This is a genomic window from Parasphingorhabdus sp., assembly GCF_039968395.1.
In the GTDB taxonomy this organism is placed as follows: Bacteria; Pseudomonadota; Alphaproteobacteria; order Sphingomonadales; family Sphingomonadaceae; genus Parasphingorhabdus.
In genome coordinates, this window is the sequence record NZ_JBDVPV010000002.1 from 52983 (window position 1) to 75078 (window position 22096).

Sequence of the window (22096 nt, forward strand, 5' to 3'; positions counted from 1 at the left end):
ATCAATCGCCACGAGTCAAGCCAGCGTGCCAGATTCCTGACCGCAAATGCGAGCGTTCATGCCGTTTTTGGCAACAAATTATGCGTGGTTATTTCGCCGCGGCCTTGCGCCTGACCCTGCCTGCCGTAGCGGCAGAAGAGCGCACCCGCTTCTTTGGCTTCTTCGCGGCAGATTTTTTCGCAGCTGTTTTTTTGCCAGCCTTCTTCTGCGCTTTTTTCTTGTCGCCTTTCCTGGCATCCACCGCCGCTGCCATCAGATCGGCGAAGCTGCGCGAAATGCAGGTCGCATAATTATCCGGATCGGGCAGCAATTCGCGGTCACCAAGAAAGGACAGGATAACGTTGCCATTATAGCTGGTCACAACATGGAACAGGCCCTGTCCTTCAGCGAGGATACCCATGCCAAATCCCTTGACCATCTCGGCCCCGGCAAAATACATCGGCACCATTGGACCGGGGACATTGGACACCACCGTGTTGATCGCGGGGTTGAGCGTTTCGACCAGCCCCATGCGCACCATCATCTTGGTCCCCGCAGCGGTCAGACCGGCGGGCATCGCGCCGGATACTTCCATCAGCGTCTTCGCGCCAATTGCCTCGGTCATTGCCTTGGACCGCTGGGTCTCGTCCATGATGAACTTCAGCCGCTCGCCGGCGTCGGCGAGATGGGTTCCGACACCCACGGTCATCATTGTCACCTGATTGCCGGCGCTGCTCTTTTCGTCATCGGAACGCACGGAGACCGGCGCGCCAATTTTGAGCGTCTTGTCGGGCAGATCATCCTTGGACAGCAAATAGCCGCGCAGCGCGCCGCTGGTCACCGCGATCATCACGTCATTGACGGTCGCACCGGGAAAACCCTCGCGGATTTTCTTGATATCGGACAGCGCAAATTCGCGCCCGTCAAACACGCGGTGCGGACTGAGCTTCTTGTTAAACCGTGTCTTGGGAATGCTGGTCTTTGCATCGGAGCGCTGGGCAAATTCCTTGCGCACGTCGAGCAGCCGTTTCGGCATCGGCACCAGCTTTTGCAAGTTTTGCAGCCCGCGCACCGGATTGGCGACATTGTTAAACTGTGCCTTGGCCAGCAGACCCAGCGCATTGGGCGCATCCTCTGGTTCCCAGCTCCGCCCGAAATCGCGCGGCCTCATCTGCGCATCAATATCATGCAGCGCCAGCGTCATCTCCAGCCCCGACTTGCCGTCAATCGCGGCGTGGTGCATTTTGTGGACCAGCGCAAAGCTGCCCTTGGGCACGCCCTCGACATTGTCCAGTCCCTCGATGACCGTAAATTCCCACAGCGGCTTGGTCATGTCGAGCGGCCGGGCATAGATGCGCGCCGCCTGTATGCACAATTGCCGCCAGTCACCCGGCTTTGGCAAAGCGATATGGCGGACGTGAAATTCGATATCGAAATCCTTGTCCTCGACCCAGTAGGGATGATCGAGATCCAGCGGCACCCGCACCAGTTTCTGCCGGAAAATCCGCGCGCCATCGAGACGCCCTTTAATATAGCCCAATATATCCTTGAACCCGACATGGCCGCCGGGCGCCGTGGACGGATCATAGATCAGCAACTGCCCGATGTGCATCGGCGTGTTCGCCGTTTCCGTATAAGCAAACATGGCATCAAGTGCGCTGAGCTGTTTCATGATTCTCGTCCCCGGTTGAATCCTGGCCGACCTCCCCCCCGGATGAATTGGCCCGATGACAGGGTGAGTCGGTTCGCTAACAGCTTAAACGGGAATGGTTAAAGAAGCGAATCGGTTAAGTATGATGGGGGGGCTTTCATATTTGATGCTTTCGACAGTATCGGCCATTTTGGCATGCACTTATAGCGCAATCACCCAATCTCTCTTAGCTTATCGCCAAAACCGTCGGAACATTCTGAACCTTGGCATCTAAACACAAGTCCAATCGATTTAGAACCGTAGATCTTTTCGCCGGGCCGGGCGGCCTGGCCGAAGGTTTCTCGACCCTGCGCGATGAAAGTGGCGAGCCGGTATTCGAGATTGCTTTATCGGTTGAGAAAGAAGCATCCACATTTCAAACGCTCCGCCTGCGCAGTTTCTACCGTCAATTTGCCGGTCGCGCCCCTGATGATTATTATGCCTATATCGCCGGAGATATCAGCAAGGACGAGCTCACCCGCCGTTTTCCGGAACAATGGGAAGCTGCGAAACAGGAAACTATGCAGCTGGAGCTCGGCACCGATGAAGCCAAAAAGGATATCGACCAGCGCCTCGACGCGATCCGGGACAGCGCGGAGACTCACGGCTCTGAAACCATCCTGATCGGAGGGCCACCCTGTCAGGCTTATTCGCTGGTCGGCCGCGCGCGCAACCGAGGGATTGCAGGCTATGAGGCGGCGAAGGATCATCGTCATTTCCTCTATCAGGAATATATCCGGATCGTGGAGCACCTGCGCGCTGCCGCCTTTGTCATGGAGAATGTGAAGGGCATTCTATCCTCAAAGGTCAATGGCGCACCGATATTCGACCGCGTCCTCGCTGACATGCGCGCGGCAGGCGGCGCGCCCGACAGCTACCGCCTGATCCCGCTCGTCGCTGGCAGCAAAAGCCGGCACGGCGAATTTGTCATCCGCGCCGAACAATATGGCATCCCGCAAAAACGCCACCGCGTCATTGTCCTGGGCATTCGCACGGACATTGCGAACAAGCTACCAGCCGAAAGCTTGATCACGCCATCCCTGGTCCCGGTGGAACGTCAGACCGTGGTCGCCGATGTCCTGGAAGGCCTGCCCCCGCTGCGTAGCGGTCTCAGCAAGTCCGAGGACGGCGGCAGACAGTGGCAGACCGCAGTTACGGAAGCTTTCCGCACTGCTGCACGCGCGTGTCGCAGCCATGACAGCTTGCTGGAACCGGTCGCCATCCGGCTGGATGCGCATGCCGAAGAACGGCAGGCACATGGCGCCATCACAAAGCGCACCAGTGAAGAGTTCGTCGCCGCCAGCGATCCGGTGTTGCGAAACTGGCTGTCCGGCAACCGCAACCGAACCCTGCCCAACCACGCGACGCGCGGACACATGGAAAGCGACCTCGCCCGTTATGCTTTTGCTGCCACCTTCGCCGAGCTTTACCAGTGCTCACCAAAGGCCAAAGATTATCCAGAGGCGCTGGCACCCAAACACGCGAGCTGGACCACCGGCAATTTCGCCGACCGTTTCCGTGTCCAGACTTGGAACCACCCCTCCACCACGATCACCAGCCATATCGCCAAAGACGGTCACTATTTCATCCACCCCGATCCGCAGCAGCGCCGGAGCCTGACAGTGCGGGAAGCGGCGAGGTTGCAAACATTCCCGGATGATTATTATTTCGAGGGAAACCGGACGCAGCAATATGTACAGGTGGGAAATGCAGTGCCGCCGTTGTTGGCGTACCAGATTGCGCTGGTGGTTCAGTCATTTCTCTTGAATTCCAACACACCCGACTAGTTTCCCTGAAGGAATTGAATATCTGTATTAGCTTAGACAGCGAAGCCATACCGGTAATTGCACAAGAAGGACCGAGCACCGGAAGAAGACACTCCACCCCCCCCCCTGTCCTACACCCCGCGCGCCTGCTAAGCTCCGCCCATGAACCCCCGCGCGTTTCTCCACCCTGACCCGCCCCGCGCCGCACACGCTGCGTGGGACTTTTGTGAACATATTCAGGCTGGCCGCTACAAAGCTGAACGGGGAGAGGGGTTTCGCGCATCGGGCCCGCCCACATCAGGCCCGCATCATACCCGCGCGGCGGGCGATTTGGATATTGCGTGCGCGGGCTGGTTGCGGCAAAGGCGGGGCAGGCTCTGGTTAGGATACGGAACAGACAATGGCGCTTGACGGACAATTGATTTGCATTTTTGGCGGTGGCGGATTTTTGGGGCGCTATATCGCTCAGAAGCTGCTTGCGCAGGGCGCCCGGATACGGGTGGCGGAACGCCATGTGCGCAGTGCGATGCATATCAAGCCGCTGGGCAATCTGGGCCAGACGCAATTTGCCAGTGCCGATGTGACGAAAAAGGACAGCGCCCGGCGGGCGGTGCATGGCTGTGATGCGGTGATCAATCTGGTCGGTGTGCTGAAGGGTGATTTTGACGCGGTGCATGTGACAGGCGCGCGCAATGTGGCGGAGGCCGCTGCAGAAGCGGGGGCGACCGCGCTGATCCAGATGTCGGCCATTGGTGCGGATGCGCAATCGCCGTCCGACTATGGGCGCAGCAAGGCACAGGGCGAGCAGGCGGTGCGGGAAGCGTTTCCCGGCGCGGTCATCCTGCGGCCGTCAATCGTGTTTGGCCGCGAAGATCAGTTTATCAATCGCTTTGCCGGAATGATGGCGCTGTCTCCGGTCATTCCGGTGATTGGCGGAGATACAAAGTTTCAGCCGGTATTTGTCGGGGATGTCGCCGATGCAGTCGCCGCAGTGCTCGGCGATCCGGCCCGGCATGGCGGACAGATTTACGAGCTGGGCGGGCCGGAGCAGATCAGCATGGGTGATCTCAACCGGCGGATTGCCGACATGACACGCCGCGAGCCGATGTTTGTCGACGTGCCGGATTTTGCCGCAAAGATGCTGGCGCGGTTGACCGGCTTTTTACCGGGCGCGCCGATTACGTCCGATCAGTATAAAATGCTGCAGAAGGATAATGTCGTGGCCAAGGGGGCGAAGGGGCTGGACGCTCTGGGTGTTGCGCCAACGCCGCTGGCCACGGTCGCGCGCGGCTGGATGGAGCCCTATACCGAGCACGGACGCTTTGGCACGCGGGCGAAGGCGGGTTAGAAGAAGGCCGGGTTTAGAAGAAAGCGAGTAAAGCTGCGCCCATGGCGACGCGGTAGATGACGAAGACCATCATCGACGCCTTGCGCAAAAACTGCATCAGGAACGCCATGGTCGCCAGTGCCGCAAGGAAGGTCAGCGCCCCGGTGATCAGCGCTTCTTTCAGCAGCTCGCTGCTCGCGCCCATCAGGTCGGGGATGATCAATATGCCTGCGCCGGCGACGGCGGGGATCGAGAGCAGGAACGAGAAGCGCGCGGCTTCGACACGGGTATAGCCGAGGAACCGCGCCGCGGTCATGGTGACACCCGAACGGCTGGTGCCGGGGATCAACGCCAGCGCCTGAGCCAGGCCGACGATGATGCCGTCTTTCATGGTCATGTCTTCAAAAGATTTGACCTGCTTTCCTACACGGTCCGCAATCCCTAAGAGGATGCCATAGATGATCAGATTAATGCCAACCAGCGTGGTGCTGCGAAAGCCCTCGAGATAGCCGCCGGTCTTGAGGAACAGCCCGACAATGACAGCCGGGATCGTGCCGATGATGATCCACCAGAGCAGGCGCTTTTCCTTTTCGGCCTGGCCGATGCCGATGGTTGCAAAGCCGCCCTTGCCCAGTGCGATCACGTCCTTGAAGAAATAGGTCATGATCGCGAGCAGGGATCCGACATGGACCGCGATGTCGATCATCGGACCCTGATCGGCATAGCCGGTAAAGACCGGCAACAATATCAGGTGGCCGGAGGACGAAATCGGAAGAAATTCGGTGACGCCTTGCACGACTGCCAGCAGCAGCATTTGAATGAATGTCATGATCTAACCCGAAAGGAACAACGAAACCGGTTTATAGAAGCACATATTTGATTTGTCCTCGCCGAATATAGGTCCGCTTTGATACTATTCTGCACGGAAAACTGCGGGTGGCTGTAACTATGGTTAGCAGAATCATCATATAGGTAAGAGTATCTGTCCTATATGGCAGTTTTTAGGTGACTTTGGGCCGAACTTCGCCTATCAGACGTCCAGTGGCGTCGCCTCGCGATGCTGCTTTCACAATCAAATATGACAAGAAATGAGCGATCGGCATGGCAAAAGGCCCGCAGAAACTAGATATGTTGAAATTTGTGGATATGGATCAAACCTATCCCGAAAAGCGGGAACCCACGCTGCGTACTGAAGATTTTCAGGAAATTGCAGACCGCTATGCGCCCCAAAAGGCGGCGGAACAGGCGGCGCGATGCTCGCAATGCGGGGTGCCTTATTGCTCGACCCACTGCCCGCTGCACAATCATATCCCCGACTGGCTGCGGCTGACTGCCGAAGGCCGGGTGCGCGAAGCCTATGAAATGTCGAACCTGACGTCGACCATGCCGGAAATCTGCGGCCGGATCTGCCCGCAAGACCGGCTCTGCGAAGGCAATTGCGTCATCGAATTTTCCGGCCACGGCGCCGTCACCATTGGCGCAGTCGAGAAATATATTACCGATACGGCCTGGGAAGAAGGCTGGGTCGAACCGCTGGTGCCCGGCAAGTCACGGGGACAGTCCGTGGGTGTCATCGGCGCCGGTCCTGCCGGCCTGACCGCAGCAGAATATCTGCGCGTCGCGGGCTATGACGTCCATGTCTATGATCGCCATGATCGCGCCGGCGGTTTGCTGACTTATGGCATTCCGGGATTCAAGCTGGAAAAAGAAGTCATCATGCGACGGGTCCAACGTCTGAAAGATGGCGGCATTTTCTTCCACGAGAATTTCGAAGTCGGCGATGATGCCAGCCTCGAGGATTTGCGCGGAAAGCATGATGCGATCCTGATCGCCACTGGAGTATACAAGGCACGTGCGATAAAAATGCCGGGTGTCGGTGCGCCGGGTGTCGAAGAAGCGCTGGACTTCCTGATCGCATCCAATCGCAAGAGCTTTGGCGACGACGTGCCGGATTTCGACAATGGCCGGTTCGATGCCAAGGGCAAGAATGTGGTCGTGATCGGCGGCGGCGACACCGCCATGGATTGCGTGCGTACTTCCGTCCGGCAGGGCGCCAAATCAGTCAAATGCCTCTACCGCCGGGACCGGGCGAATATGCCGGGCTCCCAGAATGAAGTGAAAAATGCCGAAGAAGAAGGCGTAGAATTTGTCTGGCTGTCAGCTCCGCGCGCAGTCGAGGGAACCGAGCAGGCGACCGCTGTCAAGGCCACGAAAATGCGTCTCGGCGCACCAGATGCCAGCGGACGCCGGATGCCGGAACCCGAACCGGACAGCGAGTTCACGATCGAAGCGGATCTGGTGATCAAGGCTTTGGGTTTTGATGCAGAAGATCTGCCCAACATGTTTGATTGCCCTGACCTCAGTGTCACCCGCTGGGGCACGCTGCGCGTCGATCACAAGTCGATGATGACCAATCTCGATGGCGTTTTCGCCGCTGGTGATATCGTGCGCGGTGCGAGCCTGGTTGTCTGGGGAATTCGCGATGGCCGCGACGTGACCGAACACATGCACCGTTACCTGCGCGAAAAGGCAGTAGCAGAAAAGGTTGCGGCATGAGTTGGATCGTCTGTTTACTGCTTGTCGGCGCTCAATCACTCGCAACTCCGGCTAACGCCCCAGTTGCCGTGCAAGCGAGCGATGCCGAAGTTGCAGATATGCGTGACTCGGCTCTTTTCAGGGCAGCCCACAAGCTGGCCGACATACATGTTGGCGGGACCAAGATGTCAAGTGAAGTCCAAGCTACCGTTCGGACTCAGCTCAAAGATCAGTTCAGCAAAATGGAAGATTTTCAGTATCTGGAGGGGGAATATCCGGGCGTAACTCAAGTAGTCGTGGATGCTGCAGTACCGATAGCAATCCGGCAGACGGAAGACACGATACCAGAATTTATCGATCGTCTGGCTGCATTTTTCGCAAAAAAAATGACGCTGGACGAGATCAATGACCTCACGGACTGGCTTACTAAACCGACAATAAAACGGGTACGCAGCTCAATGGACAGTAACTTCGACCTTGGCGAAATTATCGAGGGCTCCGTGGCAGACGAAGACTATCAGATCTCTGCGGATGAATTGGAGAGGATGACCATCAAAAGTGCGGAGCAAACGGTTTCCAAATTAAGCGGAGAGGATATCGGCATGCTAGTTTCGTTTTCCAAACAGGAAAGCTTTAAAAAATATCAGTCGCTAAAACCACAAGCGATGTCGATCGAGGCTGAGTGGAGCAATGAATCAACGCCAGCGGGAGAACAGGAGCTCGAAACGGCCGTCACTCAAGCGATTGAGAATTTCACGGGTCTGGATTTGAGTGGTGTCGAATAGAATGTAATTTGGAATCGGAATTTGAAAATGAAAAACTTGCTTAGAACAACAGCGGCGAGCTTAGCCCTTTCCATGGGCGTTCCCATTGCTGCGCAAGCCCAGAGCGCAGATGGACTACCCGACGTTGAAACCGAACAGTCTGTGATCGATCCCGCCCGCCTTGCTGCAGCCCAAAAAGCCGTTGATTATCTCTTCCCGCTGGGAACCTATGAGCGGATGATGCGGGGAACCATGGATCAGATGATAGATTCGATGCTCGCCAGTCTCGGAACAATGCGCATGGGCGATCTGGCAGGTGCAGCGGGAGTTTCCGACGAAGATATTCCAGAGGGCGAAGGCGACAGGACACTGGCTGAAGTATCTCGTGAAGCGGATCCGCATTTTGAAGAACGCATGCAGATTTCGACACGCGTGATGATGGACGAGATGGTTACGTTGATGACCACCATGGAACCCGCCATCCGCGAAGCGCTGACCCGCATCTATGCCCGCAAGTTCACAATAGATCAGCTGGGCGAAATGAACATGTTTTTTGCGACCGATACCGGTTCCGCCTTTGCGCGCGACTATATGATGGTCTTTGTCGATCCGGAAATGATGCAATCAATGATGAGCATGGTTCCGCAACTGATGCAGGCAATGCCGGACATCATGAAAAAGGTCGAAAAAGCGACCGCGCATTTACCGCCGGTCAAGGCGCCGGATCCTTTTGGTTCGGTAGAAGAAGTTATCGACGATCAAAATGCGGCCGGCGAAGACGGCAATGACGACGATGGCTCGGCCTGGGAAAATGACGATAACTGGTCGAAGGAAGACCGCGATCTTGTGAACCGGCTCAGCAATGATGCCGACACCGCGTTTGAGAAATATTACGAAGCGCTCGAAACTGCGCAGAAGAACGCCAAAACAAAGCTCCAGAAAAACTGAAACGAAATCATATGACCGATCAATATCCAACTCCCGAGCACAAGCGACTTGCCGAAACAGGCATGTACCGGCCTGAATTTGAATCCGATGCCTGCGGTGTCGGTCTGGTTGCTGCAACAGATGGCAAACCTTCTCGCCGGGTTGTGTCGTCAGCCATTGATGCACTGAAAGCGGTCTGGCATCGCGGTGCGGTGGATGCCGATGGAATGACCGGCGATGGTGCAGGTCTGCACGTCGATCTGCCGGCCCGCTTTTTTGATGATGCCATTGCCGACAGCGGCCACAAAGTCCGTCCCAATCGGCTCGCCGTGGGCATGATCTTTTTGCCGCGCACGGATTTGAGCGCGCAGGAAACCTGCCGCACGATCGTCGAAGCAGAGATCATTGAATCCGGCTATACAATCTATGGCTGGCGCCAGGTCCCTGTTGATGTGTCGGTGATCGGGATCAAGGCCCAGAACACGCGCCCCGAGATCGAACAGATCATGATTGCCGGACCATTGCCGGATAAACAGAGCGCAGCGGAATTTGAGAAGAACCTCTATCTCATCCGCCGCCGGATCGAAAAGAAGGTCATCGCCGCACAAATTAATGATTTTTACATTTGCAGCCTGTCCTGCCATTCGATCATTTACAAGGGCCTGTTCCTGGCAGAATCCCTATCGGTTTTTTACCCGGATCTGACCGATGAGCGATTTGAAAGCCGGGTCGCGATTTTCCATCAACGTTATTCCACCAACACATTTCCCCAATGGTGGTTGGCGCAACCGTTTCGCTGTCTGGCGCATAATGGCGAAGTGAACACTATTCGCGGCAACAAGAACTGGATGAAAAGTCACGAGATCAAAATGGCCAGCCTGGCCTTTGGCGATCATAGTGAAGACATCAAACCGGTTATCCCGGCAGGTGCTTCGGATACCGCTGCACTTGATGCGGTGTTTGAGACCATTTGCCGATCGGGACGCGATGGCCCGACAGCAAAGCTGATGCTGGTCCCCGAGGCCTGGCAGCAAAATGCCGAAATCGATTCTGCGCACAAGGCGATGTACGAATATATGGCAAGCGTCATGGAACCCTGGGACGGGCCTGCAGCGCTGGCGATGACAGAAGGCCGCTGGGCGGTCGCGGGTGTCGACCGCAACGCCTTGCGCCCGCTGCGTTTTTCCATCACGTCCGACAATCTGCTGATCATCGGTTCCGAAACCGGCATGGTGGTTGTCCCCGAAAGCCAGATTGTTGAAAAAGGCCGTCTGGGTCCCGGTCAGATGATCGCGGTCGATCTCGACGAAGGAATGGTCTTCAACGACAAGCAAATCAAAGACAAAATCGCATCCGAAGAACCTTATGCCGAGCGCGTGAAAGGCTTCCAGACTCTGGAGGACCTGCCTCCCGCGCCCGCCAAATCCGGCATGGACTTTTCGAAAGAAGAGCTGACCCGCAGGCAAACGGCGGCGGGCCATACACTTGAAGATATGGAACTGATTCTTGCTCCGATGGTCGAGGATGCAAAGGAAGCCATCGGATCAATGGGTGACGACACGCCGCTGGCGGTCATCAGCCTGAAGCCACGACAGGTCAGTCATTTCTTCCGCCAGAATTTCAGTCAGGTGACCAACCCGCCGATTGACAGTTTGCGGGAACGCCATGTGATGAGCCTGCGGACGCGGTTTTCAAATCTCGCCAATATTCTGGAAAAAGACAGCCAAAACGAGAATGTTCTGGTGCTCGACAGTCCGGTTCTCAGCTGTGCGTCATGGGAACGCCTGAAAGCCAGCTTTGGCGATGCGGTTGCAGTGATTGACTGCACGATGACATCAACCGGCGGCGCGATCGAACTGCGCGATGCGCTTGCCCGGATCCGCAGCGAAGCCGAACAGGCCGTGCGGCAGGGCAAGACCGAAATTTTTCTGACCGACGAAAATATCGACGAAGACCATATGGCGATCAGCATGGTTATCGCCACGGCCGCGGTGCATACGCATCTCGTGCGGCAGGGCCTGCGCGCCTATGCCTCGGTCAACGTGCGGGCAGCCGAATGCCTCGATACCCATTGCTATGCGGTGCTGATTGGTGTTGGCGCAACCACAGTGAATGCCTATCTCTCGGAAGCGGCGATTGTGGATCGCCACAGCCGGGGCCTGTTTGACGGCCTGAGTCTGGATGAATGCATCGCGCGTCACAAAAAGGCGGTCGATGAAGGCCTGCTCAAGATCATGTCCAAAATGGGCATCGCCGTTATTTCCAGCTATCGCGGCGGCTATAATTTTGAAGCCGTCGGACTGTCCCGGGCGCTGTGTAATGATCTCTTTCCGGGCATGCCGACAAAGATTTCCGGTGAAGGCTATGCATCCCTGTTCATCAACGCGCAGGAAAAACACGAGGCAGCCTTTGAAGCAGCGGTTGTCCGGATTCCGGTAGGCGGGTTTTACAAGCAACGTGATGGCGGAGAGACCCATGCCTATTCCGCACATTTGATGCATCTGCTGCAAAATGCTGTCGCCCATGACAGCTACTCCTCCTATCTGCAATTCTCGCAAGGTGTGCGCGATCTCGAGCCTGTGTATCTGCGCGATCTGATGGAGTTCAACTATGCGCCGGAACCGATTCCGATTGACGAAGTCGAGGCGATTACCGAGATCCGCAAGCGCTTTAACACACCGGGCATGTCGCTCGGTGCCTTGAGCCCCGAAGCGCACGAAACGCTCGCCATCGCGATGAACCGGATCGGTGCAAAATCCGTGTCGGGTGAAGGCGGCGAAGAGAAACGGCGCTATACGCCCTTTGAAAATGGCGACAATGCCAGCAGTCCGATCAAGCAGGTTGCATCCGGGCGCTTTGGTGTCACGGCCGAATATCTTGGTGCTTGCGAAGAAGTCGAGATCAAGGTTGCCCAGGGCGCCAAACCGGGCGAGGGTGGCCAGCTACCCGGATTTAAAGTCACCGAGTTTATTGCAAAACTCCGACATTCAACTCCCGGTGTCACACTGATTTCACCGCCACCGCATCACGACATCTATTCGATCGAGGATCTGGCGCAGCTGATTTATGATCTGAAACAGATTAACCCCCGCGCACGTGTTTGCGTGAAGCTGGTATCTTCTGCCGGGATCGGTACAATTGCAGCAGGCGTGGCGAAAGCCCATGCCGATGTCATTCTGATCTCGGGCAACACCGGCGGCACCGGTGCATCACCGCAAACATCGATCAAATTTGCGGGCACCCCATGGGAAATGGGTCTCACCGAAGCCAATCAGGTGCTCACGCTCAACGGTCTGCGCCACCGGGTCAAATTACGGACCGATGGCGGCCTGAAAACCGGTCGCGATATCGTCATTGCGGCGATACTCGGGGCAGAGGAATTCGGACTGGGCACGCTCAGTCTGGTGGCGATGGGCTGTATCATGGTCCGGCAATGCCACAGCAATACCTGTCCTGTCGGTGTCTGCGTGCAGGATGAAAAGCTGCGCGAGAAATTCACCGGAACGCCGGAAAAGGTGATCAATCTGATGACCTATATGGCTGAGGAAGTGCGCGAAATTCTGGCACGTCTGGGCTATCGCACACTCAATGACATTATTGGTCGCACGGAATTGCTGCGACAGGTCAGCCGCGGGGCCGAGCATCTCGATGATCTCGACCTCAACCCGATACTGGCAAAGGTGGACGCACCCGATACCGAACGCAGTTTCAACCTGCCCACCCATCGCAACGAAGTACCCGACAGTCTCGATGCGCAGATGATCGCGGATGCGCGTCCGGTGTTCGAGCGACGCGAAAAAATGCAGCTCACATATACCGTGCGCAACACCCACCGGGCTGTGGGCACGCGCTTCTCGGCGGAGGTCACGGCCAAATATGGCATGAAGGCTCTGGCGGAAGACCATGTGCATGTCCGCCTGCGCGGATCCGCTGGCCAGTCGCTGGGTGCATTCCTGTGTCAGGGCATTACGCTTGAAGTATTCGGCGATGCCAATGACTATGTCGGCAAAGGCCTGTGCGGCGGCAAGATTGTCGTCCGCCCGATGGTCAGCTCGCCGCTCGATTCCAAAGCCAATACCATTATCGGAAACACCGTTCTCTATGGCGCGACCTCTGGCGAACTGTTCGCGGCGGGTCAGGCCGGAGAACGCTTTGCGGTCCGCAATTCAGGCGCGGATGTCGTGGTCGAAGGCTGCGGTGCCAATGGCTGCGAATATATGACCGGCGGAAATGCTGTGATCCTGGGCGCCGTTGGCAGCAATTTCGGCGCCGGCATGACCGGGGGGATGGCGTTCATTCTCGATACCGAGCGCAATTTCGAGAAGCAGGCCAATCCCGAAACGATCGTCTGGCAACGGCTCGACAGCGCCCATTGGGAAGCGCATCTCAAAGGCCTGATCGAAGCACATCATCAGTCCACCGACAGCAAATGGTCCGAAACCGTGCTGCGCGACTGGGATCGCTGGCGGCAACGCTTCTGGCAGGTTTGTCCGAAGGAAATGGTAAACCGGATTGATGAGCCCTTGTCGGACAGCGAAGTGATTGAAGCAGCGGAGTAAATTTGTCTTTGGAATTTGAGTGGAAATACTGGCGGTTCGTGCTTCTGCGAGAGTGGAAGACTGCGGGTTTGTTTTTACTTCTTGTAGGACTCTTTTATGGTCTTTTTCTCGTGCAAAAAAATGGGGTTTGGAGTGCACAACAAAATCGTGAGGAAGTAGCGTATGGCGAAGTCATCTCGATCAGAACCGAAACACGGTTCGAAGATGCGACTCAACAAACAATAATTGTGCAGGCCAGTTTGGCCGGAGATCAAGACATTACATTCAGGACCAGGAAGTTCAGCGCAATGAACTGCAAGCCTGGCGACACAATTCAAATCCGCGTTCTCACAAGCGATTCCAACCGAAAATTTTATCGTCTGGGGCCACAAGACTGTCGCGGGGGCCCATCTTGATGCCAAAGCAAACTGACCACATTCCCGATGCTGGCACAGCGCCAACAGTCTCCATTCGCAAACTCGCAGCGACCGACGCCGACGCCATATTGGATATCTACCAGCAAGGCATCGACACCGGCCACGCCACGTTTCAGCAAAGCGCTCCGAGCTGGACGGAATGGGATGCTACGCATCTGGCAACGCCGCGTCTGGGCGCATTTGTCGATGGCGAGCTTGCCGGATGGGCCGCGCTCAGCGCGACATCTTCGCGGTGCGTCTATGCCGGAGTGGCCGAAGAAAGCGTTTATGTCGCGAATAAATATGGGGGCCGAGGGATTGGCAGGCAATTGCTGGAGGGCTTGATCTCCGCTTCCGAAGAGGCCGGGTTCTGGACGCTGACTGCGGGTATTTTTCCGGAGAACAACGCCAGTATTGCCGTCCACAAAAAGGCCGGCTTTCAAATATTGGGCCGCCGGGAACGCATCGGTAAAATGTCTCACGGACCCATGGCCGGTCAATGGCGTGATGTGATCCTGCTGGAACGGCGCAGTGCGGCAAAACAGTTTGATTGAACGCCACATCTCGATTGTGTTCTTGTTTTGATCTCAATTTCGACTATGATTGGATCATGACGAGTCGACGGAATTTTGTGGCCACTCTCAGCCTGATGGGGTTGAGCAGCGCCGCTTCCGGATCGGCCATATCCAGAATTGCAAATACAGGAACTACAGCCATGCCAAAAATCATCCCGAATTACGTGGAAATGAAAGCGGGCGATCTGGGCACCAGCAAGAGCTTTTACGAACAGGCATTTGGCTTTGCGTTTACCGACTATGGACCGGAATATGCGGCAGTCGAAGGCGGGCCAGTTCAGATCGGGCTTGCAGCGGGAGAAGAGCCCGCTATGCCAATGCCGACATTTGAAACGGATGATCTGGAAACCGCCTTGGCCCAAGTGAAGTCCGCCGGCGGTAAAATCGTGCAGGATATATTCGCATTTCCCGGCGGTCGGCGCTTCGAGTGCCATGATCCTTCAGGAAATCGCCTTGCCATTTACCAGCCAGGCTGAGTCCGGACCCGTACGATACAGGTATTTACAAATTGAACCGCGTTATCGGCGCCGGGTTCAGCTTTCGGTCAGCGCCGATATGCCAAAAGGCAATGGTCAATCATTCAGGAGGTGTCCATGCGTTCCCTTTTTATCGTTCCGCTTGTTGCGGTGTCACTTAGCCTGGCGGCGCCGGCGTCGGCGCAGGACGCGGCTCCTGAATCCGAATGGACCGAAAAACTTGCAGATCCCGAATTTCAGGATCAGATGGCAGGCATGATGACCGGCCTCGTGAAGATGGTGATGGAAATCCCCGTTGGCCAGTTTGCTGCTGCTGCCGAAAAGGCGCTACCCGAAGAGCTGGCGGACAAAGTCGATTCCGATGGCAAGCTTTCCCGGATCGACCCGGACATGACAATCGGTGATCTTGCACGAAAAGATGATCCGGACTTTGATCAGAATATCGAAGGCAAAGTCCGAAAAGGAACCGTCATGGCAAGCTTGCTTGCCTCTGAGCTGGGTACTCTTCTCCCGCAACTGGAGGCCATGGCAAAGCGATTGAAACACCGAATGGGTGAACTGGAATAGGCCTGTATTTTGAGGAGCCGTGGCTCTGTTCCGCGGCTAATATCCATTTCCCGCATCAAGCCTCTTCCCCCCGCGACCAATCACGATTAACAGCATAGCCATGTGGCAGTTATACCAGTTCCCTTTATGTCCGTTCTCACGCAAAGTCCGTCTGTTGATGGGTGAGAAATCCGTGGCTTACGAACTGGTGCGCGAATCACCCTGGGAACAGCGAGATGATTTTCTCGATATGAACCCGGCGGGGCGGACGCCGGTCATGCGTCACAGCGAGCGTAACGTGTCGCTGGCGGACAGCATGGCGATCTGCGAATATCTCGAAGAGACCGTCGAAAAGACTCCGATGATCAACGGCACGGCCACCAACCGCGCTGAAATCCGTCGCCTCGTCGCCTGGTTCGATGAACAATTTTACGGCGATGTCACGGCTCCGTTGCTTTACGAACGCATGAACAAGCGGCTCATCCATCGCTCTCCGCCGGATGCGAAGATGCTGCGAGAAGCGATGCGGCGTGCGAACGTGCACCTCGACTATATTGATTATCTGATTGACCATCGCAGCTGGCTGGCTGGCGCGACCATGAGTCTCGCTGACCTGGCAGCAGCAGCCCAGATTTCTGTGGCGGACTATCTTGGCGGAATTGACTGGACGGGCCACGAACAGACCAAGGCCTGGTACAGCATGTTCAAATCACGTCCAAGCTTCCGGCCACTTTTGTCGGAACGGATGGAGGTTATTGCCCCGCCTGCCCACTATGAAAAAGTCGACTTTTAGAGGGCCTGCTTATCCCCGTTCAGTCCAGCCATTTGATCATTTGCACCTGATCCATGCCCGGCGCGAAGCCGTCTTTCCTCGTTTCCTTGACTGTAAAGCCGAACTTTTGAAAAAACGGTGCAATGATCGGCGTCGTGAAAAGTTCGATTTCCTGAAACAGGCCCGACGCGGTGATTTCCGCCAGACGGTGTTCCGCCAGCAGACGGCCCAGCCCCTGCCCGTGCCGGCCACGCTCTGCCATGCCCCAGGTGAAACGCGCCTGTCCCCGGTCTTCTTTTGCGTAGCCGCCACAGGCGCAGACCTGCCCGTCCTGCGCAATGACGAAATAAAAACCACTCGGACCATTGAGGAAATCGGCAAACATATCCCGTTCGCTCTGGTCGAAATAGTCGGGAATATTGCTGTCAAAGATCGCCAGACAGGCATCTCTGTCAGAGACCTGATAATCTCTAACCACAGGATTCATGGCCTGATGATCGTCATCAGGTAATTGAGCGCGAGATTGCCCGAGAGCGAAAAGCCGCTGGCCGGACTATAAACAATCCCTGTCGTATCCACGACGTGAAGACCTGCCTCTTCCAGCAGTTTTTCGAGTTCCGGCGGTGTCAGAAACTGATCATGGTGGTGAGTGCCGCGCGGAATGCGGCCGGTCATCTCGGCCAGATCCACCAACATGATTTTTGACATGGCCGTCCTGTTTGGCGTCGACAATATCATCAGTCCGTCATCAGCCATCGCATCAGCCAGACCCGCTATGAATTGCGCCGGATCATCAACATGCTCGATGACCTCCAGAGAGGTGACCAGATCATGATCCCTCTCCGCAAAATCCTCGATGGCAATGTTGCGATAACCAACATCCAGTCCCTGCGGCGCAGCATGTGCCTGTGCGGCAGCGATATTTTCTGGCGCGGCATCAAGGCCGGTTACCGTCGCACCCAGCCGGGCCAATGGTTCACACACAAGGCCTGCCCCGCAACCGACATCCAGCGCGCGTTTTCCGGCAAGTGGTTTCAACGACCGGCTATCGCTGCCAAAATGCATATCGATCGCCTCGCGAATATATCCGAGCCTGACCGGATTCAGACGATGGAGCATGGCGGATGAACCATCCGGATCCCACCAATCCTCTGCCAAGGCTCCAAAATGAGCCGCCTCGTCGGGGTTGATTGTACCCGGTGCTTGGGTGATGCTTGCCTTTGTCATAGCGCCTCTTTATCACAGCCACAGCGTCTAGTTCAGACCCTTTTTCAACAGAAAGTTCAAGCGACGACATCATGGCACGGATAGTGATGAAATTTGGCGGCACATCCATGGCCGGGATCGAGCGCATTCGCCGCGTTGCGAAGATTGTCAAACAGCAATCGGATGCCGGTCATGAAGTGGCGGTGGTTGTTTCCGCCATGGCCGGGGACACCGACCGTTTGGTGAATTTCTGTCGCGAGGCCAGCTCTCTTTATGATGCCGCCGAATATGACGTGGTGGTCGCCTCTGGCGAACAGGTCACGTCTGGCTTGCTGTCTATTGCGCTGCAGTCACTCGGTGCCAAAGCGCGCAGCTGGCTCGGCTGGCAAATGCCTATCCGTACCATCGAAGCGCACAGCAAGGCGCGGATCGAGACCATCGACGCCGAACAGTTGACTGCCGCGATGCAGACCGGAGAAATAGCCATTATTCCCGGCTTTCAAGGGATCAGTCAGGACGGAAGAATTACCACTTTGGGACGCGGGGGATCTGATACCAGTGCCGTCGCTATCGCCGCAGCCGTCAATGCTGATCGCTGCGATATCTACACCGATGTTGATGGCGTCTACACCACAGACCCGCGCATCGTCACCCGTGCACGCAAGCTCAAAACCGTGACCTTCGAGGAAATGCTCGAACTGGCGAGCGTCGGGGCCAAGGTTTTGCAAACCCGCTCTGTCGGTCTGGCAATGAAGGAAAATGTCAAAATACAGGTCCTGTCTTCATTTACCGAGGATGGTGCACCGCCTGCTGACGAACTGCCCGGCACAATGATTGTCAGCGAAGATGAAATGGAGAAAACCGATATGGAACGCCAGCTGATCACCGGCATCGCCCATGACAAGAACGAATCGAAAATCACCCTGACCCGCGTGCCTGACAAACCCGGCGCGGTGGCGGATATTTTCGAACCACTTGCCGAAGCCGCGATCAATGTCGACATGATCATTCAAAATGTCGGCCGCGAAAAAGGCGAAACTGATGTCACGTTCACGGTGCCGACCAATGATCTCGACCGGACCATGCAGGTACTTGAAAAGGCACGGGAAGGGATCGGATTTAACCGGCTGATTTCGGATAGTAATGTTGCGAAAATTTCCGTCGTTGGCGTGGGTATGAAAAGCCATGCCGGCGTCGCCTCGACCATGTTTAAGGCGCTGGCAGATCGCGGCGTCAATATTCAGGCGATTACCACGTCAGAGATCAAGGTCAGCGTGCTGATCGAGGAAGACTATACCGAGCTGGCGCTGCGTGTCTTGCACACGGCTTACGGGCTTGATGCGGAGGATGCCGCCTGATGACAAACGCCAAACTGGCCACGCTCATGCAGCGTGGTACCGATCTCCTTGGCAGCGAAACCGCGATTATGTGCGGGGCGATGAGCTGGGTTTCGGAACGCAATCTGGTCAGCGCGATTTCCAATGCCGGTGGCTTTGGCGTAATTGCCTGCGGCGCGATGACGCCGGAACTGCTCGACACCGAAATTGTCGAGACCAAGAAGATGACCGACAAACCGTTCGGCGTGAACCTCATCACCATGCATCCTGATTTGATGGAGCTGATCGCGGTTTGCGGCAAACATGGTGTCAGCCACGTTGTGCTTGCGGGCGGACTGCCGCCCAAGGGCAGCCTCGAAGCGATCAAGGAAACGGGTGCCAAAGTGATCTGTTTTGCCCCTGCGCTCGCGCTCGCCAAGAAGTTTATCCGGTCGGGTGTCGATGCGATTGTGATTGAAGGCATGGAGGCCGGCGGCCATATCGGGCCTGTGTCCACATCGGTACTGGCGCAGGAAATTCTGCCGATACTTGCCAACGAAATTCCGATCTTTGTAGCAGGCGGCATCGCCCGGGGCGAGGCGATTGCCAGCTATCTTGAAATGGGCGCGAGCGGTGTCCAGCTGGGCACCCGCTTTGTTTGTGCACATGAATCAATAGCTCATCCGGATTTCAAAAAGGCGTTCATGCGCGGCAATGCCAGAGATGCCGTTACCAGCGTCCAGGTCGATCCCCGCCTTCCCGTTATCCCGGTGCGTGCGCTGAAGAACAAAGGCACGGAAGAATTTACGCGCAAGCAGATTGAAGTGGCCAAGCTGCTGGATGATGGCGCAATCGAGATGGGTGAAGCCCAGCTCCAGATCGAGCATTTCTGGGCCGGTGCCCTGCGCAAGGCCGTGATTGACGGGGATGTCGAGAATGGGTCGGTCATGGCAGGCCAGTCCGTGGGCATGGTCAAGGCTGAGGAAAGCGTAGCCGACATTATCAAATCCCTGACCGAAGAAGCCGAAGCTGCGCTCGCGCGATAAAGCTGGCCCGATAAGGTTCGCTCTGCCTTGTATAAACGATATTGATTCGCCATATCTGACCCATGACCAATACCCCCGAACCAGCGTCCAGTCTGTCCAGCGCTGAGCCTGAATCGGGTTTGGAAACAGCCGTTTCCGAAAGCCAACGACCCGCGAGCTACAACCAGGGCCTCACGCCGCTTCACCCGGCGCACAAAACACTGATCCGATTGAACCGTGCAATCACGGCAATCGTACTTTTGATTTTGGCGACCGTGGCCGAATTTGCCCTGCGTTATGAACTTCCCTTGCCTCTTCCTGCCGGAATACTCATCGGACCAATGCTGGTTTTTGCATTTGTCTCGGTCTTCATTTTGCCTGGCCGCATCTACAGGCGCTGGGGCTATGACATGGGCGACGAGCAGCTACGGATATTGCGCGGGTTCCTCTGGCGGACCGATACAATTGTGCCGTTTAACCGCATCCAGCATATCGATGTGGCACAGGGACCGCTGCAACGGATGTTCGGTCTGTCGACGCTCATCGTGCACACGGCCGGCACGCATAACAGCATTGTAACACTGCCCGGCCTCGCCACCGCTGATGCCGAACGGATGCGGGATACAATCAAGGGCCATATCCGCCAAGATATGATATGAGCGATATGCCCGCCACAGACCCGATTGAGACGGTGGAAACCGAGCCAGTGATATCCACGGAGGCTGACGATTTTGAACGCCTCCATCCGCTGACAATCGTTTTGAAAACCGTGGCTGCGGCCAGTCAGAACCTAATCGCGATGGGCGTGTTATATTTCAGCGTTTTTGACCGGAATATCATCTATACCCTGCTCGCTGCAATCTCGCTCATGGCGGTCATTACCGGCATTTCGGCGCTGGTCTGGTCGCGCTTTACCTATCATGTCGGACCTACGGAAATCCGGATTAAAAGCGGCCTGTTCCAACGCAATAACCGATCAATCCCATTTGACCGAATTCAGGATGTAAGCCTCGAGCAAAAACTTGTCAGCAGGTTGCTGGGGCTCGCGACCGTAAAGCTCGAAACCGGGGCATCTGCGGGTGAAGATGGCAAGCTCGACGCACTGGCTCTGAATGATGCACAAGCTCTGCGAGATTTGCTTCGCGACTATAAGTCGGGATTGGTGGCCGGCTCGGGAACCGCTACCGGAATTGCTGCAGAGAAAACCGTCATCCCTCCATTATTCGCAATGGATAGCCGCCGGATATTTATCGCAGGTCTGTTCAACTTTTCGTTCGTCCTGCTCGCTATTCTTGGCGCCATTGCCCAGAATCTGGATTTCCTCATCCCGAGTGAATATTTCGATCCCTGGTATTGGGCCGATCGGTTTTCCGAACGCGAAGTCATTCATAGCATCGGTCTGACCGCCCAGATTGCCGGTGCCGTCGGTGCCCTGTTTTCACTGATCTTCATCGGCGTCGGCAGCGGCCTTGTGCGGACCTTTGTCCGCGAACATGGCTTTCGCCTTGACCGTGTGGATACCGGTCAGCCCGGTTTTCGAAGGCGGCGCGGCCTGTTGACGCTAACCGATATGGTCATGCCGATACACCGGGTACAAGCGGCCATTATCGCAACCGGTCCGGTCCGCGAATATTTTGGCTGGTATCACCTCAAGCTGCAATCACTGGCGGGAGATCCGAGCGGCGAAACCGACCACAGTGCAGCCCCCTGCGCCCGGCCCGAAGAATTTGCTCCAATCCTTTCCGAAACCAATATTGCCGGACCGACCGATGAGATTTTGTTTCAGAGCGTCAATGCAGCGTTCTGGTGGCGCGATGCCGTTATCATGTTCCTGATACTCATGACCGTGGCAATCATTGGCGGACTGCATGTTCATCCCGGCGTTTTTGCAGCCATGCTGCTGGCGGTTCCCGCCATTGCGATCATGTATCTAAATTGGCGGCGGCACAGGTTCGTTTTGTCTGGCAACCAGCTTTTCGTGCGACGGGGCTGGTGGCGCCGACGGTTGACAATTTTACCCATCCGCAAAATTCAGACGGCAGATATTAGCCAGTCACCGCTCGATCATCCGCTCGATCTTGCTACGCTGACACTTGGAGTAGCCGGCGGAACATCTTTGGCGCCGCTGCGCATCTCGGCGATTCCGCTGAATCAAGCCCATGCACTGCGCGCACAACTGATTTAGTTGGGAAGGATGATGATCGCGCTTGACTCCGGCGGCTGAATATCCACGATAGT

18 protein-coding genes are annotated in these 22096 nt (G+C 56.3%); 14 read left to right on the forward strand and 4 right to left on the reverse strand.

The features are described from left to right. Positions 1-88 precede the first annotated feature (88 nt). Entirely contained in the window at positions 89-1651 is a 1563-nt protein-coding gene (locus ABJI30_RS04335; protein ID WP_348015961.1) for a wax ester/triacylglycerol synthase family O-acyltransferase, read from the reverse strand. 242 nt (positions 1652-1893) lie between these two features. Between ABJI30_RS04335 and ABJI30_RS04340 the strand changes: the two genes are divergently transcribed. Both ABJI30_RS04340 and ABJI30_RS04345 read left to right on the forward strand, forming a co-directional pair. Continuing rightward, positions 1894-3456, forward strand: a complete 1563-nt coding sequence (locus tag ABJI30_RS04340; RefSeq protein WP_348015962.1) for a DNA cytosine methyltransferase — start codon at positions 1894-1896, stop codon at positions 3454-3456. A 379-nt stretch (positions 3457-3835) separates the two neighbouring features. Further along, entirely contained in the window at positions 3836-4783 is a 948-nt protein-coding gene (locus tag ABJI30_RS04345) for a complex I NDUFA9 subunit family protein (protein ID WP_348015963.1), read from the forward strand. Positions 4784-4796: 13 nt separating this feature from the next. Here ABJI30_RS04345 and ABJI30_RS04350 read toward each other — a convergent pair whose 3' ends face one another. Next, entirely contained in the window at positions 4797-5591 is a 795-nt protein-coding gene (locus ABJI30_RS04350) for an undecaprenyl-diphosphate phosphatase (protein WP_348015964.1), read from the reverse strand. A gap of 272 nt (positions 5592-5863) precedes the next feature. Between ABJI30_RS04350 and ABJI30_RS04355 the strand changes: the two genes are divergently transcribed. The 8 genes from ABJI30_RS04355 to ABJI30_RS04390 all read left to right on the forward strand — a co-directional run bounded on the left by ABJI30_RS04355 (position 5864) and on the right by ABJI30_RS04390 (position 16332). Further along, on the forward strand, positions 5864-7318 hold the full coding sequence (locus ABJI30_RS04355; protein WP_348015965.1) for an NAD(P)-dependent oxidoreductase: 1455 nt from the start codon (positions 5864-5866) through the stop codon (positions 7316-7318). Beyond that, positions 7315-8082, forward strand: a complete 768-nt coding sequence (locus tag ABJI30_RS04360; RefSeq protein WP_348015966.1) for a hypothetical protein — start codon at positions 7315-7317, stop codon at positions 8080-8082. Before ABJI30_RS04355 ends, ABJI30_RS04360 begins: the two co-directional genes overlap by 4 nt. Before the next feature lie 27 nt (positions 8083-8109). After that, positions 8110-9009: a DUF2059 domain-containing protein gene (locus ABJI30_RS04365; RefSeq protein WP_348015967.1), complete on the forward strand. Its 900-nt coding sequence runs from the start codon at positions 8110-8112 to the stop codon at positions 9007-9009. An 11-nt stretch (positions 9010-9020) separates the two neighbouring features. Further along, a complete protein-coding gene (gene gltB, locus ABJI30_RS04370; RefSeq protein ID WP_348015968.1) occupies positions 9021-13547 on the forward strand; it encodes a glutamate synthase large subunit in 4527 nt (1508 codons plus the stop codon). A 394-nt stretch (positions 13548-13941) separates the two neighbouring features. Continuing rightward, entirely contained in the window at positions 13942-14496 is a 555-nt protein-coding gene (locus tag ABJI30_RS04375) for an N-acetyltransferase family protein (RefSeq protein WP_348015969.1), read from the forward strand. A 56-nt stretch (positions 14497-14552) separates the two neighbouring features. Next, entirely contained in the window at positions 14553-14993 is a 441-nt protein-coding gene (locus ABJI30_RS04380) for a VOC family protein (protein WP_348074328.1), read from the forward strand. Between the two features lie 117 nt (positions 14994-15110). Further along, positions 15111-15560: a hypothetical protein gene (locus ABJI30_RS04385; RefSeq protein WP_348015971.1), complete on the forward strand. Its 450-nt coding sequence runs from the start codon at positions 15111-15113 to the stop codon at positions 15558-15560. A 100-nt stretch (positions 15561-15660) separates the two neighbouring features. Beyond that, positions 15661-16332, forward strand: a complete 672-nt coding sequence (locus tag ABJI30_RS04390; RefSeq protein ID WP_348015972.1) for a glutathione S-transferase family protein — start codon at positions 15661-15663, stop codon at positions 16330-16332. Positions 16333-16351: 19 nt separating this feature from the next. On the opposite strand, the gene ABJI30_RS04395 is transcribed toward ABJI30_RS04390, so the two are convergent. Continuing rightward, positions 16352-16798: a GNAT family N-acetyltransferase gene (locus tag ABJI30_RS04395; protein ID WP_348015973.1), complete on the reverse strand. Its 447-nt coding sequence runs from the start codon at positions 16796-16798 to the stop codon at positions 16352-16354. Then, positions 16795-17538, reverse strand: a complete 744-nt coding sequence (gene ubiG, locus ABJI30_RS04400; RefSeq protein WP_348015974.1) for a bifunctional 2-polyprenyl-6-hydroxyphenol methylase/3-demethylubiquinol 3-O-methyltransferase UbiG — start codon at positions 17536-17538, stop codon at positions 16795-16797. Before ubiG ends, ABJI30_RS04395 begins: the two co-directional genes overlap by 4 nt. 71 nt (positions 17539-17609) lie before the next feature. Between ubiG and ABJI30_RS04405 the strand changes: the two genes are divergently transcribed. The 4 genes from ABJI30_RS04405 to ABJI30_RS04420 all read left to right on the forward strand — a co-directional run bounded on the left by ABJI30_RS04405 (position 17610) and on the right by ABJI30_RS04420 (position 22043). After that, positions 17610-18875: an aspartate kinase gene (locus ABJI30_RS04405; RefSeq protein ID WP_348015975.1), complete on the forward strand. Its 1266-nt coding sequence runs from the start codon at positions 17610-17612 to the stop codon at positions 18873-18875. Continuing rightward, positions 18875-19879 (forward strand): nitronate monooxygenase, encoded by a 1005-nt coding sequence (locus tag ABJI30_RS04410; protein ID WP_348015976.1) that lies wholly within the window; start codon positions 18875-18877, stop codon positions 19877-19879. Before ABJI30_RS04405 ends, ABJI30_RS04410 begins: the two co-directional genes overlap by 1 nt. Before the next feature lie 62 nt (positions 19880-19941). Beyond that, entirely contained in the window at positions 19942-20517 is a 576-nt protein-coding gene (locus tag ABJI30_RS04415) for a PH domain-containing protein (protein WP_348015977.1), read from the forward strand. Beyond that, entirely contained in the window at positions 20514-22043 is a 1530-nt protein-coding gene (locus ABJI30_RS04420) for a PH domain-containing protein (RefSeq protein ID WP_348015978.1), read from the forward strand. Before ABJI30_RS04415 ends, ABJI30_RS04420 begins: the two co-directional genes overlap by 4 nt. The last annotated feature ends 53 nt before the right edge of the window (positions 22044-22096 follow it).